Raw genomic sequence first — 14,077 nt, 5'->3', positions numbered from 1 at the left:
ACGGGCGGGGAGGGCGCCCGGTCGGGACGGCGGACGAGAAGGGGGCGGGCGGGGGCCACCTGGGTATGCTCGCGGCCATGCCGCCCACCTCGCCAACACCCGTGAACCGGGACGAAGCCGCCGCGCGCGCTCCGTTCCGGGGCGCGGCGCGGGATGCCGTAGGGGAGTCCGTACGGGACAGCCTCCCGGACGCCGTACGGGAGGCCGTACGGGTACGAGGGGATGCCTGCCCCGGTGCGCTGCGGCTGCACCACGCCGACGACGGCGCCCTGGCCCGGCTCCGGCTGCCCGCAGGGCTGCTGACGCACCGCCAGGCGCTCGCGCTGGCCGACGCGGCGGAGCGGCTGGGCGACGGCCACCTGGACCTCACGTCCCGGGGCAACGTGCAGCTCCGGGGGCTGGGCGCGAGCTGCGGCGGCGAGTTGGCGGACCTCCTGCACGAGGCGGGACTGCTGCCGTCGGAGGAGCACGAGCGGATACGGAACATCGTCGCCTCACCGCTGGCCGGACTCGACGGACTCGGCGCGGGCGACGTGCAGTTGTGGGCCCGGCGGCTGGACGGACTGCTGTGCGCGAGCGAGGCGGCGACGGAGCTCTCCGGGCGCTTCCTGTTCGCGCTGGACGACGGCCGGGGCGATGTGGCGGCGCTGGGCGCGGATGTGACGTTGCTCGCACGGCGGGACGGCACGGCAGAGGTGCATATAGGGGCATCCCGCCCGCCGTACGGAGAACAGGCGGTACGGGCGGTACGCGTCCCGGCCGCCGACGCCCCGCGCGCGGCCCTGCTGGCGGCCGAGACCTTCCTCACGGCGGCGCGGGCGAGCGGCACGGGCGCCTGGCGCGTAGGGGACCTGCCGGCCGGGGCGGCCCGGGGGCTGGCGGCAGCGGTGGCGGAACGCCTGACGGCGGCCGGAATCGAGGTCCTGGCGGGGGACGCGGGGGACACGCGGGGTGCGGCGGAAGCCCCTGCCCCCGGGCTGATCCGCTCCCCCGACGGAACGGTCGCGCTCTCCGTGTACCCCCGGCTCGGCCGGCTGAGCGTGGCGCAGTGGCGACATCTGCTTTGTAAGAGCAGTGCTCCGGACGAGAGCCCTGCTCTGCGGCTGACGCCCTGGCGCGGGGTGATCGTTCCCGGCCTGGCTCCGGACGCCGCCGCCGACCTGCTCGGACGGCTCCGTACCGCCGGACTGGTCACCGAGCCCGACTCCCCCTGGCTCGGCGTCGGCGCCTGTACCGGGCGGCCCGGGTGCGCCAAGGCGCTCGCGGACGTGAGGGCCGACGCCGCCGCGTCCGTGGCCGCCGGCCGGGACGGCGACCGGACCGGCCTGCCCGTGTACTGGTCGGGGTGCGCGCGGCGCTGCGGTCATCCGCAGGGCGACCGGGTGGACCGGGTCGCGACCGGCGAGGGCCGCTACACCGTCTCCGTACACAAGCGGAACACGCTGGACGAACGGGACGAGCGGGACGAGAACGTGAAGACAACACAGTCGTGACGACGTGACGAGATGAGCGAGACCACAGTGTTCGACTATGAGAAGGACGGCGCGGCGATATACCGCCAGTCGTTCGCCACGATCCGCGCCGAGGCGGACCTCGCCGGGCTGCCCGCCGACGTCTCCCAGGTCGCGGTGCGGATGATCCACGCCTGCGGCATGGTCGACCTCGTGCGCGACCTGGCCTTCACCCCCGGTGTGGTGGCCCGTGCCCGCGAGGCGCTGCGCGCGGGCGCGCCGATCCTGTGCGATGTGCGGATGGTCGCGAGCGGGGTCACGCGCAAGCGGCTGCCCGCCGAGAACGACGTGGTCTGCACGCTCTCCGACCCGGCCGTCCCGGCCCTCGCCGCCGAGTTGGGGACGACGCGCAGCGCCGCCGCCCTGGAGCTGTGGCGGGACCGGCTGGACGGGGCGGTCGTCGCCGTCGGCAACGCGCCGACCGCGCTCTTCCGGCTGCTGGAGATGGTCGAGGCGGGCGCGCCGCGCCCGGCGGCCGTCATCGGCGTCCCGGTGGGCTTCATCGGCGCTGCGGAGTCCAAGGACGAGCTCGCCGGGCACCCCTCCGGTCTTGAACACCTGGTCGTACGGGGACGGCGCGGCGGCAGCGCCCTCGCGGCGGCGGCCATCAACGCGATCGCGAGCGAAGTGGAATGACCGAGAACAGCAGCCTCCCCGCCGGCCGTCTGTACGGCGTCGGCCTCGGCCCCGGCGACCCGTCCCTGATGACCGTACGGGCGGTGCAGGTCATCGCCGAGGCGGATGTGATCGCGTACCACAGCGCCCGCCACGGCCGCTCCATAGCGCGCTCCATAGCCGCCGAGCATCTGCGCGCGGACCACATCGAGGAGCCGCTGGTCTACCCGGTCACCACCGGCACCACCGACCATCCGGGCGGCTACCAGGGCGCGATGGACGAGTTCTACGCGGAGTCCGCCGCCCGGCTCGCCGTCCATCTCGACGCGGGGCGCACGGTGGCGGTGCTCGCGGAGGGCGATCCGCTCTTCTACGGCTCGTACATGCACATGCACAAGCGGCTGGCCGACCGCTATCCGACCGAGGTCATCCCCGGGGTGACCTCGGTGAGCGCCGCCGCGGCGCGGCTCGGCACCCCGCTCGTCGAGGGCGAGGAGGTGCTGACGGTCCTCCCTGGCACCCTGCCCGAGGAGGAGCTGACGGCCCGGCTGGCCTCGGCGGACTCGGCGGTCGTGATGAAGCTGGGCAGGACGTTCCCGGCCGTACGGCGGTCGATCGAGCGGGCGGGGCGGCTGGCGGACGCGCGGTACGTGGAGCGCGCGACGATGAGCGGGGAGCGCACGGGCGCGCTGGCGGAGACGGACCCGGAGTCGGTGCCGTACTTCTCGGTGGCGGTGCTGCCGAGCCGCGTGGACCGGACCCCTGCCTCTTCCCCCGCCGCCTCCGGTGAGGTGGTGGTCGTGGGAACGGGCCCGGCGGGTCCGCTGTGGCTCACGCCCGAGACGCGCGGCGCGCTGGCCTCCGCCGAGGATCTGGTCGGCTACACCACCTATCTGGACCGCGTTCCGGTCCGCCCGGGGCAGCGGCGGCACGGTTCCGACAACAAGGTGGAGTCCGAGCGCGCCGAGTTCGCCCTCGACCTGGCGCGGCGGGGCCGCCGCGTGGCCGTCGTCTCGGGCGGTGACCCGGGCGTCTTCGCGATGGCCACGGCCGTCCTGGAGGTCGCGTCGGCCGACCCGTACCGGACGATCCCCGTACGGGTCCTCCCGGGCGTGACCGCGGCCAACGCCGCCGCCGCGCGCGCCGGCGCGCCCCTCGGCCACGACTACGCCGTGCTCTCGCTCTCCGACCGCCTCAAGCCGTGGGAGGTCATCGCGGAGCGGCTGCGCGCGGCAGCGGCGGCCGACCTGGTGCTCGCGCTCTACAACCCGGGCTCCGCCAGCCGTAACTGGCAGGTCGGCAAGGCCCGCGAACTGCTGCTGGAGCACCGCGCCCCGGACACCCCGGTCGTACTGGGCCGCGATGTGGGCGGGGCGGAGGAGAGCGTACGGATCGTCCGGCTGGCGGAGCTGGACCCGGCGCAGGTGGACATGCGGACGATCCTGATCGTCGGCTCGTCGCAGACGGTGACGGTACGGCGCGGAGCCGGCGAGGGCGGCGAGGTCGGCGGCGAACAGATCGTCTGGACGCCCCGCCGCTACCCGGAGCCTTCCGCCCCGTCCCCGTCCCTGTCTCCATCCCCGGAACCCTCCGTGGCGTCCTCCGTGGCGTCCTCCGAGAAGTGAGCCACCCACGCCACCGCGTCCTCGGCGGTCTCCGCGACGGCCACCCCCTCCGGTACGGGCGGCCGTCGCACGACCACGACCGGAATCCCCGCCTCCCGGGCGGCGGTGAGCTTGGGCGCGGTGGCCGCGCCGCCGCTGTCCTTGGTCACGACGACGTCGATCCGGTGCCGGCGCAGGATGTCCCGCTCCCCGTCGAGCGTGAACGGCCCCCGGTCGAGCAGGGTCTCCGTACGGGCGGGGTACGGCGGTTGCGGGGCATCCACGGACCGTACGAGGAACCAGTGGGCGTCGAGATCCGCGCCCGCGAAGGCGGCGAGCCCCATCCGGCCGGTGGTGAGGAAGACCCTGCGGGATCCGCCGAGCCCGCGCAGCGCCCCGGCGGCCTCCTCCAGCGAGCCGACCGTACGCCAGTCGTCGCCCGGCACGGGCGCCCAGGAGGGGCGGCGCAGCGCCAGCAGGGGAACGCGGGCGGTGGCGGCGGCGAGGGCGGCGTTCGCGCTGATCGTCGCGGCGAAGGGATGGGTGGCGTCGACGAGCGCGTCCACGCGGTGCTCGCGCAGCCAGCGCGCCAGCCCGTCGGCCCCGCCGAACCCGCCGATACGCACCTCGCCCGGTGGCAGTACGGGCCGGGTGACGCGTCCGGCGAGGGACGTCGTCACACGCCACCGGGGGTGGAGCAGCTCCGCGAGGCGCCGCGACTCGGTGGTCCCCCCGAGGATCAGCACGTGCAAGGGCAACGGTTCTCTCCATGACTGAGCGGCAAACAGGGACGGGTACGGGTACGGGCACAGGAGCGGGCGCGGGCGGGCGCAGCGCCCAACTCAAGCACACCGGTCTGCGCTCCGGCTGGACGACCGGCGCCTGTGCGACGGCGGCGACGACCGCCGCGTACACCGCCCTGCTGACCGGCGACTTCCCCGACCCGGTGACGATCACGCTGCCGAAGGGGCAGACCCCGGCGTTCGCGCTGGCCACGGAGGAACGGTCCGCCGGGGCGGCCACGGTGGGCGTGGTCAAGGACGCGGGCGACGACCCGGACGTCACGCACGGCGCCCTGGTCCGCGCGACGGTACGGCTGCTGCCGCCGGGCGCGGGCGTCGTCTTCCGGGCGGGCCCCGGCGTGGGTACGGTGACGCGCCCCGGGCTGCCCCTGGAGGTCGGCGAACCGGCGATCAACCCGGTCCCGCGTCAGCTCATGCGGGCGCATGTGGCGGAGGTGGCGGGGCGGTACGGCGGCACGGGCGACGTCGAGATCACGGTCGCCGTGGACGACGGCGAGGAGATCGCCCGCTCGACGTGGAACCCGCGCCTGGGCATCCTGGGCGGCCTGTCCATCCTCGGCACGACGGGGGTGGTCGTCCCGTACTCCTGCTCGGCGTGGATCGACTCGATCCGGCGGGGCGTGGACGTGGCGCGCGCGGCGGGCCGTACGCATGTGGCGGGCTGCACGGGCTCCACCTCCGAGAAGACGGTCGTGGCCGTGCACGGCCTGCCGGAGGACGCGCTGCTGGACATGGGCGACTTCGCGGGGGCGGTCCTCAAGTACATCCGGCGCCATCCGGTCGACCGCCTGACGCTCTGCGGCGGCTTCGCGAAGCTCTCGAAACTGGCGGCGGGCCATCTCGACCTGCACTCGGCGCGCTCCCAGGTGAACAAGGCGTTCCTGGCGGAACTGGCCTCGGCGGCGGGCGCGGACGAGACACTGGCGACCCTGGTGGCGGAGTCCAACACGGGCCTGGAGGCGCTGCGCCTGTGCGAGGCGGCGGGCGTCGCGCTGGGCGACGCGGTGGCGGTACGGGCCAGGGCGGAGGCGCTGGCGGTGCTGCGGGGGGCGCCGGTGGAGGTGGACGTGATCTGCATCGACCGGGCGGGGGCCGTGGTGGGACGCAGCGAGCGGTAGGGCTCGGGTTCCGTGCGTCCGTGCGGCGGTCGGCGGTCGACGGGCGGCGGTCGACGGGCGGCGGTCGGTGGTCGGCAGTCGGCGGTCGGCGGTTACGGGAACGTCAGCGAGCCGTCCTGGTGAACGCGGCCCGGCACGGCCACGTACACCACGGCGGAAAGGAATCGATCCCATGGCAGCACCACTGTCCGCCTCGGCCTTCCTCACCGCCCTGCGCGCCGAGGGCGTGAAGATCAAAGAGGTCGGCGACTGGCGTACGCACAACCGTAATCACAAGGGCCCCTGGGGCCCGGCCAACGGCGTGATGGTCCACCACACCGTCACCTCGGGCACCACGGGCTCCGTGGCGCTCTGCCGTGACGGGTACGCCGCCCTGCCGGGGCCGCTCTGTCACGGCGTCATCGACAAGACCGGTGTCGTCCACCTCGTCGGGTACGGCCGGACGAACCACGCCGGGGGCGGCGACCCGAAGGTCCTCGCACGCGTGATCGCGGAGGACTACGGCGACCGGCCGCCCAAGCCCACCCAGGGCAACACCGGCGGCGCGGACGGCAACGCCCGCTTCTACGGCTTCGAGTGCGTCAACCTCGGTGACGGGAAGGACCCGTGGCCCGCCGCCCAGCTCGACGCGGTCGAGCGGGTGGGCGCGGCGATCTGCCGGGCGCACGGGTGGAGCGCGCTCAGCGTCATCGGCCATCTCGAATGGTCCAACGACAAGATCGACCCCAAGGGGTTCGGGATGCCCGGCATGCGCGACCGGATCGCCCGGCGGCTGAAGACCTCCCCGCCCAAGAAGTGAGCGTCGGCGGGACACGGTGACGGCGGGACACGGAGTGCGCCTCCGTGTCCCGCTGTTCCCGTGCGTCCAGGGGTCAGGCGGGCGAGCACCCGTGGTCGCCATCCCCGTCCCGGTCCCGGTCCGCCGAGTACAGGTGGCTGTCCCTGAACTGCTCAGCGCCCAGCGTCCTGCCCACCATGATCACCGCCGTACGCACCACACCCGCCGCCTTCACCTGCGCGGCGATGGAGTCCAGCCTGCCCCGCAGCACCAGTTCGTCGGGGCGGCTGGCCATCGCCACCACCGCCGCCGGGCACTCCGCGCCGTAGTGCGGCAGCAGTTCGTCCACCACCCGGTCCACGTACCGCGCCGCCAGGTGCAGCACCAGCAGCGCGCCGCTGCGCCCCAGCGTCGCCAGGTCCTCGCCCTCCGGCATCGGGGTGGCCCGCTGGGCGATCCGGGTCAGGATCACCGTCTGACCGACCGTCGGTACGGTCAGCTCCCGCTTGAGCGCGGCTGCCGCCGCCGCGAACGCCGGTACGCCCGGGACCACTTCGTACGGCACGCCCGCCGCGTCCAGCCGCCGCATCTGCTCGGCGACGGCGCTGAAGACGGACGGGTCGCCGGAGTGCAGCCGCGCCACGTCATGGCCCTCGCCGTGCGCCCTGACCAGCTCGGCGGTGATGCCGTCGAGGTCCATCCTGGCGGTGTCGATCAGCCGCGCGTCCGGCGGGCAGTCGGCCAGCAGTTCGCGCGGGACGAGGCTGCCCGCGTACAGGCACACCCGGCACTCGGCCAGCCTGCGGGCGCCGCGCACCGTGATCAGGTCGGCGGCGCCGGGGCCGGCGCCGATGAAGTACACCGTCATCGTTCGTCTCCTGATCCTGGTTCTGGTCCCGATCCTGGTTCTGATCGGGATCCCGATCCCGATCGCGATTCTCCGGCCGGGGCCACCGGTTCCTTCGATTCCTTCGATTCCTTCGATTCCTTCGGTTCCTTCGGTTCCTTCGATGTCTTCGTGACCGCCCACTGCGTGACCGGCATCGCCTGCCGCCACCCCGTGAAGCCGCCGACCGGCGCCGCGTGCGCGACCGCCAGCCGTACCAGCTCCCCGCCGAACCGCCGGTACCGTTCGGCCAGCAGCGCCTCGGACTCCAGCGTCACCGTGTTCGCGACCAGCCGGCCGCCCACGGGCAGCGCCTCCCAGCAGGCGTCGAGCAGCCCCGGCGCGGTCAGCCCGCCGCCGATGAACACCGCGTCGGGCACGGGCAGTCCGGCCAGCGCGGCGGGCGCGGCGCCGACGGCGACGCGCAGCCCGGAGACGCCGAGCGCCCGCGCGTTACGGCCGATGCGCTCGGCGCGCGCCGGATCGCGCTCCACCGACACCGCACGGCAGGACGGGTGCGTACGCATCCACTCGACCGCGATGGACCCGGACCCGCCGCCGATGTCCCACAGCAGCTCCCCCGGTTCGGGGGCCAGCGCGCCCAGCGTGGCGGCGCGCACATGACGCTTGGTGAGCTGGCCGTCGTGCTCGTACGCGGTGTCCGGCAGCCCGGGTACGGCGCCCAGGCGCGGCGTCCCGGGTGCGCGGCGGCAGTCGACCGCCACGACGTTGAGCGGGTCACCGGCGGGCTCGTCCCACGCGTCGGCGGTGGCGGCGAGGTGCCGCTCCCGGTCCGACCCGAGCTGTTCGAGTACGTGCATCCGGCTCGGCCCGTAGCCGCGCGCCCGGAGCAGCTCCGCCACCTCGGCGGGCGTCGCGGCCCCCGCGCTGAGCACCAGCACCCGGCGGCCGTCGTGCAGGGCCGCGGTGAGCCGGTCGGCGGGACGGCCGACGAGCGTGACGACCTCCGTGTCCTCCACCGGCCAGCCGAGCCGGGCGCAGGCGTACGAGACGGACGACGGATGCGGCACCACCCGCAGCGCCGCGGCGCCGACGACCTCGCCGAGCGCCCGCCCGATCCCGTAGAACATCGGATCCCCGCTGGCCAGCACCGCGATGCGGCGCCCAGCGTGCGCGGCGAGCAGGCCGGGCACGGCGGGGCGCAGCGGGGACGGCCACGCCACCCGCTCCCCCGCGCACTCGCTCCGCGGCAGCAGGCCGAGCTGCCGGTCGCCGCCGATCACCACGTCCGCGCCGCGCAGGGCGTCCCGGGCGTCGCCGGAGAGCCCGGCCCAGCCGTCCGCGCCGATCCCGACCACGGTCACCGGCAGGCCGGACGGGGACGGGGGCGATGGCGCATCAGGGGGCGGGACACTCACTGTCGTACACCTCTGAACTGGGAGAAGACCGATCTCGCACTCTACTGTCCGCCCGCCCCCGGCCCCGCGACGGGCCCCGTGACGGGTGCTGCGACAGGTGCCGCGACGGGTGCCGCGGGACCCGGTGGCGCGATGCCCGCCAGCAGCGCCCGTACCGTCTCCCGCGTGAAGTCCGCCTCGTCCGCCGGGCGCACCACCCCCTCCGGGGGGTCCTGGGCGAAGAACAGGTCGAGGAACGCCCGGTGGAAGCACGCGCCGATCAGGAGCATCGCCGCCGCGTCGGGGTCGATGTCCTCCGCCACGCGGCCGAGCCGCTGTTCCGCGCGCAGGTACCCGGCCAGGCAGTGGGTCGCCTCCTGTGGGCCCGCTTCGGCGAGGTCGAGCTTGGCGCGGTGGGCCGCGAGCAGGCCGGGGCTGGCGAAGAGCGACGCCGCCATCGGGAACGAGCGCCGGTAGAAGAGGACGCCCACCCGGGCCACCTCCTCCAGATGCCCGGCCACCTCCCCCTCGCCGACCCGTCCGGGCAGCCGCGCCAGCGCGTCCGTGAAGCGCGGGGCGCGTTCGTGCAGGACCCGGACGAAGATCTCCTCCTGGTCGCGGAAGTACTTGTAGAGCGTCGCCTCCGAGCAGCCGGCCTCGCGCGCGATCTGCTTGGTCGTCGTACGGGTCAGTCCGACGCTGCTCATCAGGTGCGCCGCCGCGTCGAGGATCCGCGAGCGCGTCAGGGCGCCACCGGTCAGGGGCGGCGGGGAGGCTGCTTCTTGATCCATGGCAGGAATCGTACTGATGTCATTTCATCACGTGAGTGAGTGTTCACTCACCGCCTGGGTAAGGGTTCACCCACACACGAAGAGGAACGGAGAGCGGCCATGAATCTCGCGGTGCTCGGCGCCACCGGTGGCGTCGGGCGGCAGATCGTCATCCACGCCCTGGCGGACGGCCACAAGGTGAAAGCAGGGGTACGGGACCCGGCCCGGCTGGATCTGGCGGACGAGCACCTCACGGTCGTCCGCGCGAACGCACTGGACGCCGTCTCGGTCGGGGAGGTCGTCGGCGGGGCCGACACCGTGCTCTCCGGCATCGGCCCCGCCGTCCGCCATGACCCGGTCAGGCCCGCGTCCACCGCCGCGCGGGCGACGGTGGAGGCGATGACCGCGGCCGGGGTGCGGCGCCTCGTCGTGGTGAGCGCGGCGCCGCTGAACCGTACGGGCGCGGCTCAGACCTGGCTCGCGCACCGGGTGATCACGCCCATGATGTGGGCGGTCCTCAGGGAGGTGTACACCGACCTGGAGCTGATGGAACGGACCCTGGCCGACAGCGACCTGGACTGGACGTCCGTACGGCCGCCCCGGCTGACGAACGGCGCGGGCAGAGGCATCTACCGGCACGCCGTCGACGCGGGCCCGCCCGGCAACCACATCGCCCGCGCGGACGTCGCCCGCGCCATGCTGGACTTCATGGCGGCGCCCGAGACGGTCCGCCACGTGGTGGGCGTCAGCGACTGACCTCCCCCACGGCCCCCATGGTGGCCGGCGCCGAAGCGGAAGCCGAAGCGGGATCCGTCCGCGCCCGGAGCGCCTTCTCGGCCAGCCCCCCGAAGATCAGCCCGAAGGCCGTCCACAGCAGCGCCTGCACACCGAGCGACGCGAGCCGGAACTCCCACAGCAGCGCGGCGGGGAACGACGCGGGAACGGCGTCGGTGTTGGCGGGCAGCACCAGACACGCCAACGCCAGGACGGCCACGTAACCGCCGCCCGCGACGAGCGACGCGTTCCAGTTGCCGAGCCGCGGCGCCAGCCGTCTGCCCGCGATGACGGCGGCGACCGCCAGCAACACACTGAGCAGGATCATCAGGAAGAACAGCGTGGTGCGTTTCCCGATGGTGTCCGGGCTGCCGACGGCGGGCGGCGCCGCCGGATACTTCAGGAACGGCACCAGATAGACGGTGGTGAAGGCGGCCCCCGCGACCAGGGCGGCGGTCGCCCGCGGACCGAACCGGCCGATCCTGCCCAGGCTCACGGCGAAGACCAGCGAGGCGATACCGCCCAGGGCCACCCCGTACACCAGCACGCCGGTGGCGAGCCCGAACGTCGACTGGACCGGCCTGCTGACCAGTTCCTCCTCTTCCTCCTCGGCCGCGGCGGAGTCCCCCGCCCCGCCGTGCTGATGCGCCGGGGCCGACCGGGCCTCCTCCTGCGCGATGGAGTCCCGTACGGACGGCTCACCCGCGAAATAGGCCAGCGTGAAGGCGAGAAGCCCTGCCAGCACGCCCGCGACCATGCCGCGGACCAGGAGGTTTCTGACGGTGGAGGCATGCATGCGCGTATATCTCCGTTATCTCCGTGCTCCGTGGTTCGCCGTCAGGTCAGTGGCAGGGGAAGCCGAGGAGATGACGGCCGTCGTGCACCCACTCGTGCACACCGGCACCGGAGATCACCGACGTCGCGCCCTGCTCGGCGCCGACGAAGTAGAGCAGCACCAGCATCAGGGTGCCGACGAAGACCGCCCACGGCAGAACGGCGCGCAGTGGAAGCGGAGCCGGAACGGCGGCGGTGGACGAGGTGGGCGAAACGGCCGTGGTCGTGGGCGCAATGGACTGAGCCATGGCACATCCTCCTTGGGGAACTCGCGTCCCGTTGCATGGAGCTCGAACGACGGCCTTCGGGTCTGACTCACCGGACCCCCGCCGCGTGTGACGCGGCCGGCACCCGGCATACAGTGGCGCGACCGTGCCGGAATCTCACCGGACTTCCGTCTCGCCGTCGTGGATATCGACGTGAAGGTACCGCGAACCGGCAGACGGGCCAAGGGGGCCTTGTCATGACGATCCGCGTCCTGCTCATCTCACCCGCCATGGGACCGGCCCTGCGCGCGGCCCGCTTCGGCGAGGAACCCGAGCAACCTGAGCAACCCGCGCAACCGGAGGCGCCCGGCCCGCCCGACCCCGGGCCGGGGAGCGCGGTGGACGCCGCCGGGGTGCGTCAGACCCAAGCCGTACGGGAGGACTTCCTCCGCGGCGCCCGAACGTCCGCCGTGTACGTCTCGCCCTCGCCCCGCTGCCGTACGACCGCCGGCCTGCTCGGCCTGGACGCCCGGCCGCTGACCGACCTGGCGCCGTGGGCCATGGGCCGCTGGCAGGGCAGGACCCTCGACGAGGTCGCCGCCGAGGAACCGCGGTCGGTGAGCACCTGGCTCACCGACCCGGCCGCCGCGCCGCACGGCGGGGAGTCCCTGCTCGCGCTGTACGCCCGTGTCGGCCGGTGGCTCGACGCGCTGGACCCCGGCACGCCCCGGGTGGTCGCCGTGACCGAACCGGACATCGTGCGCGCCGCCGCCGTCCACGCCCTCGGCGCGCCCGCCGGTGCGTTCTGGCGGTTCGACGTACGGCCGCTGACCGCCACCGAACTCACCGGGCGGGACGGCCGCTGGAACCTGCTCGGCGGCCGTCCGCTCGCCGGCGAGGAGGCCGGAGAGGAGATCTGAGGCCAGCGGACCTGGGGATCAGATCCGAGGCTCAGCGGATCCGAGGGTCAGCCGCGGCCCTTGGCGCGGTCCAGCGCGGCCACACCCACGGCCGCCAGGCCGACCTGGATGACCAGCTCGATCCAGTCGAAGCCCCTGGTGTCCGCGACGCCGAACGCCGCCGCGACGAACGTACCGACCAGCGCCGCGACGATACCCACGGCGATGGTCCACAACACCCCGATGCGCTGGCGCCCGGGCACCACGAGCCGTCCGAGCACACCGATAACGATGCCGACGACGATGGCGACGAAAATGCCGGAAATCTCCATGTCCCCTCCTCTTCGCCCATTACTGCCGAAAGTGCGAAAGTCGTGCTCGTCGACCGTGTGCCCGCCTTACGGACGCCGAACCCTCAGCCGCGCGGCGACGTCCAGTGGGGGTCGCGTCCGGTCAGCGCCAGCAGTACGTCGAACGCGGCGGCGTCCTCCGCCACCGCCACCGGCTCCCCGAACACCCCCATCTTCCGGGCCATCGGCGCCAGCGCCCCGAACTCCGCGACGAGCACCCCGACGAGCGAGGCGTCCGGCTCGTACGGCTGCCCCGTCGCCCGCGCCAGGTCCCACGCGTGCACCGTCAGATCCCCGAGCACCATCGAGCCGACCGTCCTGGCCGGCAGCCCCATCGCCCCCGACGTGCCCTCCTCGGCACCCGGCGCGTCCCAGGCGTCGACGAGCCGCGCCGTCTCCGCGGCGAACCGCTCACGCCACTCCCCCGCGAGATGCTCGGGGGCGGCGCCGAAGTCGGCGTCCCGCTTCGCGGCGAGCGCCTGGAAGTTCACGACGACCTGGAAGAGATGGTCCGCGAGGGCGTGCACGTCGTACGCGGCGCACGGCGTCGGCGCGCCGAGCTGGTCGTCGCCGATGCCACGGACGACGGGGAGGGCACGGTCCGCGGCCACCCGCAACAGCGCGCTGATCTTGGTGTCGGTCTTGTCGGTGTCGGTCTTGTCGCTCATGGCTCCGACCGTAGGAACGGTAAGACCGTGCGTCTTGAACAAACGCGACACGTGAACAAACGCGACATAGGATCCGGCCATGGCTGGTCCACGGCGTGACACCCGGGGCATCGTCGACGCCCCCGGACTCTTCGCGCGCGTACGGTTCCGCCGCCGCGAGCCCGCTCCGGCGCTGCGGCCGTATCTGGAGCACTACTGGCTGATCGACTGGGACCTGGAGCAGCCGTACGTCTCCCACGTGGTGCCGCACCCCTCGGTGAACGTGGTGTTCCAGCGCTCCGGCACCCTCGCCCCGCACGGGGAGGTCGCCGGCGTCGGCCTGGAGCTGTTCACCCAGGAGCTGGCGGGCCGCGGCCGGGTCTGCGGGGTCCAGTTCCGGCCGGGCGGCTTCCGGCCCTTCGCGCCGCACCGGCCCGTCGCGGAGTGGACGGGGCGCCGGATCCCGGTCGCCGACGTCCTGCCCACGACGGACACGGACATCGCGGCGATCCTGGACCCGGACGACGAGGACGCGCGGGTGGCCGCGCTCGACACCCACCTGCTGGGCCTCACACCGCGCCCCGACCCGCAGGCCCTGCACGCCATGGCCCTCGTCGACCGGATCAGGACGGACCGTACGATCCGGCGCGTCGCCCGCCTCACCGAGGAGGAGGGCGTCTCGGCGCGCTCGCTGCAACGCCTCTTCGCCGCGTACGTGGGCGTGGGCCCCAAGTGGGTCATCCTGCGCTACCGCATCCACGAGGCCCTGGAACGCGCGGAGTCGGGCGCCGTCGACTGGCCCGCGCTCGCCGCCGACCTCGGCTACAGCGACCAGGCGCACCTCGTCCGGGACTTCACCGCGACGGTGGGGGTCCCGCCCACGGCGTACGCCCGCTGACGCGGCGGAGAAGCCGAGAAGGCCGA

The 14,077-nt window shown here is 74.1% G+C and carries 15 protein-coding genes, 1 pseudogene and 1 riboswitch; of the genes and pseudogenes, 8 read left to right on the top strand and 8 right to left on the bottom strand.

Features of this window, described 5'->3' with window-relative positions; genetic code table 11:
• Positions 1–77 precede the first annotated feature (77 nt).
• Genes cobG through ACIO3P_RS15345 form a run of 3 tightly spaced genes read left to right on the top strand, consistent with a single transcriptional unit; the run spans position 78 to position 3,751 of the window.
• A complete protein-coding gene (cobG, locus tag ACIO3P_RS15355; RefSeq protein ID WP_401854863.1) occupies positions 78–1,493 on the top strand; it encodes a precorrin-3B synthase in 1,416 nt (471 codons plus the stop codon).
• Between the two features lie 12 nt (positions 1,494–1,505).
• Positions 1,506–2,147: a precorrin-8X methylmutase gene (locus ACIO3P_RS15350; RefSeq protein WP_401854864.1), complete on the top strand. Its 642-nt coding sequence runs from the start codon at positions 1,506–1,508 to the stop codon at positions 2,145–2,147.
• On the top strand, positions 2,144–3,751 hold the full coding sequence (locus ACIO3P_RS15345; protein WP_329822481.1) for a precorrin-2 C(20)-methyltransferase: 1,608 nt from the start codon (positions 2,144–2,146) through the stop codon (positions 3,749–3,751). The genes ACIO3P_RS15350 and ACIO3P_RS15345 overlap by 4 nt, the downstream gene beginning before the upstream one ends.
• Here ACIO3P_RS15345 and ACIO3P_RS15340 read toward each other — a convergent pair.
• The gene (locus tag ACIO3P_RS15340; RefSeq protein ID WP_401854965.1) at positions 3,664–4,482 is read right to left on the bottom strand and encodes a cobalt-precorrin-6A reductase; all 819 of its coding nucleotides are present in this window, start codon (positions 4,480–4,482) and stop codon (positions 3,664–3,666) included. The two genes, ACIO3P_RS15345 and ACIO3P_RS15340, sit on opposite strands and share 88 nt — an antisense overlap.
• Before the next feature lie 17 nt (positions 4,483–4,499).
• Here ACIO3P_RS15340 and ACIO3P_RS15335 point away from each other — a divergent pair, with 17 nt between their 5' ends.
• Both ACIO3P_RS15335 and ACIO3P_RS15330 read left to right on the top strand, forming a co-directional pair.
• Complete coding sequence (locus tag ACIO3P_RS15335; RefSeq protein ID WP_401854866.1) at positions 4,500–5,651, top strand: cobalt-precorrin-5B (C(1))-methyltransferase; 1,152 nt, start codon at positions 4,500–4,502, stop codon at positions 5,649–5,651.
• 172 nt (positions 5,652–5,823) lie between these two features.
• Positions 5,824–6,438 (top strand): annotated as a pseudogene (locus ACIO3P_RS15330) (N-acetylmuramoyl-L-alanine amidase); the annotation flags it as partial.
• Between the two features lie 85 nt (positions 6,439–6,523).
• On the opposite strand, the gene cobM reads toward ACIO3P_RS15330, so the two are convergent.
• The 3 genes from cobM to ACIO3P_RS15315 all read right to left on the bottom strand — a co-directional run bounded on the left by cobM (position 6,524) and on the right by ACIO3P_RS15315 (position 9,464).
• A complete protein-coding gene (gene cobM / locus ACIO3P_RS15325) occupies positions 6,524–7,297 on the bottom strand; it encodes a precorrin-4 C(11)-methyltransferase (protein WP_401854867.1) in 774 nt (257 codons plus the stop codon).
• A complete protein-coding gene (cbiE, locus tag ACIO3P_RS15320; protein WP_401854870.1) occupies positions 7,294–8,640 on the bottom strand; it encodes a precorrin-6y C5,15-methyltransferase (decarboxylating) subunit CbiE in 1,347 nt (448 codons plus the stop codon). The genes cobM and cbiE overlap by 4 nt, the downstream gene beginning before the upstream one ends.
• A 95-nt stretch (positions 8,641–8,735) precedes the next feature.
• Complete coding sequence (locus ACIO3P_RS15315; RefSeq protein ID WP_401854872.1) at positions 8,736–9,464, bottom strand: TetR/AcrR family transcriptional regulator; 729 nt, start codon at positions 9,462–9,464, stop codon at positions 8,736–8,738.
• Between the two features lie 99 nt (positions 9,465–9,563).
• On the opposite strand from ACIO3P_RS15315, the gene ACIO3P_RS15310 reads away from it, so the two are divergent.
• A complete protein-coding gene (locus ACIO3P_RS15310) occupies positions 9,564–10,199 on the top strand; it encodes an NAD(P)H-binding protein (RefSeq protein ID WP_329822476.1) in 636 nt (211 codons plus the stop codon).
• Here ACIO3P_RS15310 and ACIO3P_RS15305 read toward each other — a convergent pair.
• Complete coding sequence (locus ACIO3P_RS15305; RefSeq protein ID WP_401854875.1) at positions 10,189–11,013, bottom strand: CbtA family protein; 825 nt, start codon at positions 11,011–11,013, stop codon at positions 10,189–10,191. The two genes, ACIO3P_RS15310 and ACIO3P_RS15305, sit on opposite strands and share 11 nt — an antisense overlap.
• 46 nt (positions 11,014–11,059) lie before the next feature.
• Positions 11,060–11,299, bottom strand: coding sequence for a CbtB-domain containing protein (locus ACIO3P_RS15300; protein WP_329822474.1), 240 nt, complete (start codon positions 11,297–11,299; stop codon positions 11,060–11,062).
• A gap of 37 nt (positions 11,300–11,336) precedes the next feature.
• A riboswitch (cobalamin riboswitch) is annotated at positions 11,337–11,493 on the bottom strand.
• Between the two features lie 21 nt (positions 11,494–11,514).
• On the opposite strand from ACIO3P_RS15300, the gene ACIO3P_RS15295 reads away from it, so the two are divergent.
• Positions 11,515–12,177, top strand: a complete 663-nt coding sequence (locus ACIO3P_RS15295) for a histidine phosphatase family protein (protein WP_401854878.1) — start codon at positions 11,515–11,517, stop codon at positions 12,175–12,177.
• A 47-nt stretch (positions 12,178–12,224) separates the two neighbouring features.
• Here ACIO3P_RS15295 and ACIO3P_RS15290 read toward each other — a convergent pair whose 3' ends face one another.
• Together ACIO3P_RS15290 and ACIO3P_RS15285 are read right to left on the bottom strand one after the other, a co-directional pair.
• Positions 12,225–12,488, bottom strand: a complete 264-nt coding sequence (locus ACIO3P_RS15290; RefSeq protein WP_329822472.1) for a GlsB/YeaQ/YmgE family stress response membrane protein — start codon at positions 12,486–12,488, stop codon at positions 12,225–12,227.
• 83 nt (positions 12,489–12,571) lie between these two features.
• Complete coding sequence (locus ACIO3P_RS15285) at positions 12,572–13,174, bottom strand: TIGR03086 family metal-binding protein (protein ID WP_401854879.1); 603 nt, start codon at positions 13,172–13,174, stop codon at positions 12,572–12,574.
• A 79-nt stretch (positions 13,175–13,253) separates the two neighbouring features.
• On the opposite strand from ACIO3P_RS15285, the gene ACIO3P_RS15280 reads away from it, so the two are divergent.
• Positions 13,254–14,051 carry a DUF6597 domain-containing transcriptional factor gene (locus ACIO3P_RS15280; RefSeq protein WP_401854881.1) on the top strand — a complete coding sequence of 266 codons (798 nt, stop codon included), beginning with the start codon at positions 13,254–13,256 and terminating at the stop codon, positions 14,049–14,051.
• Positions 14,052–14,077: the final 26 nt, after the last annotated feature.

The organism is Streptomyces sp. NPDC087310, from assembly GCF_044744405.1.
GTDB lineage: Bacteria > Actinomycetota > Actinomycetes > Streptomycetales > Streptomycetaceae > Streptomyces.
The sequence above is the reverse complement of the archived record's forward strand: the minus strand, read 5'-3'. Positions and strand labels throughout refer to the sequence as shown.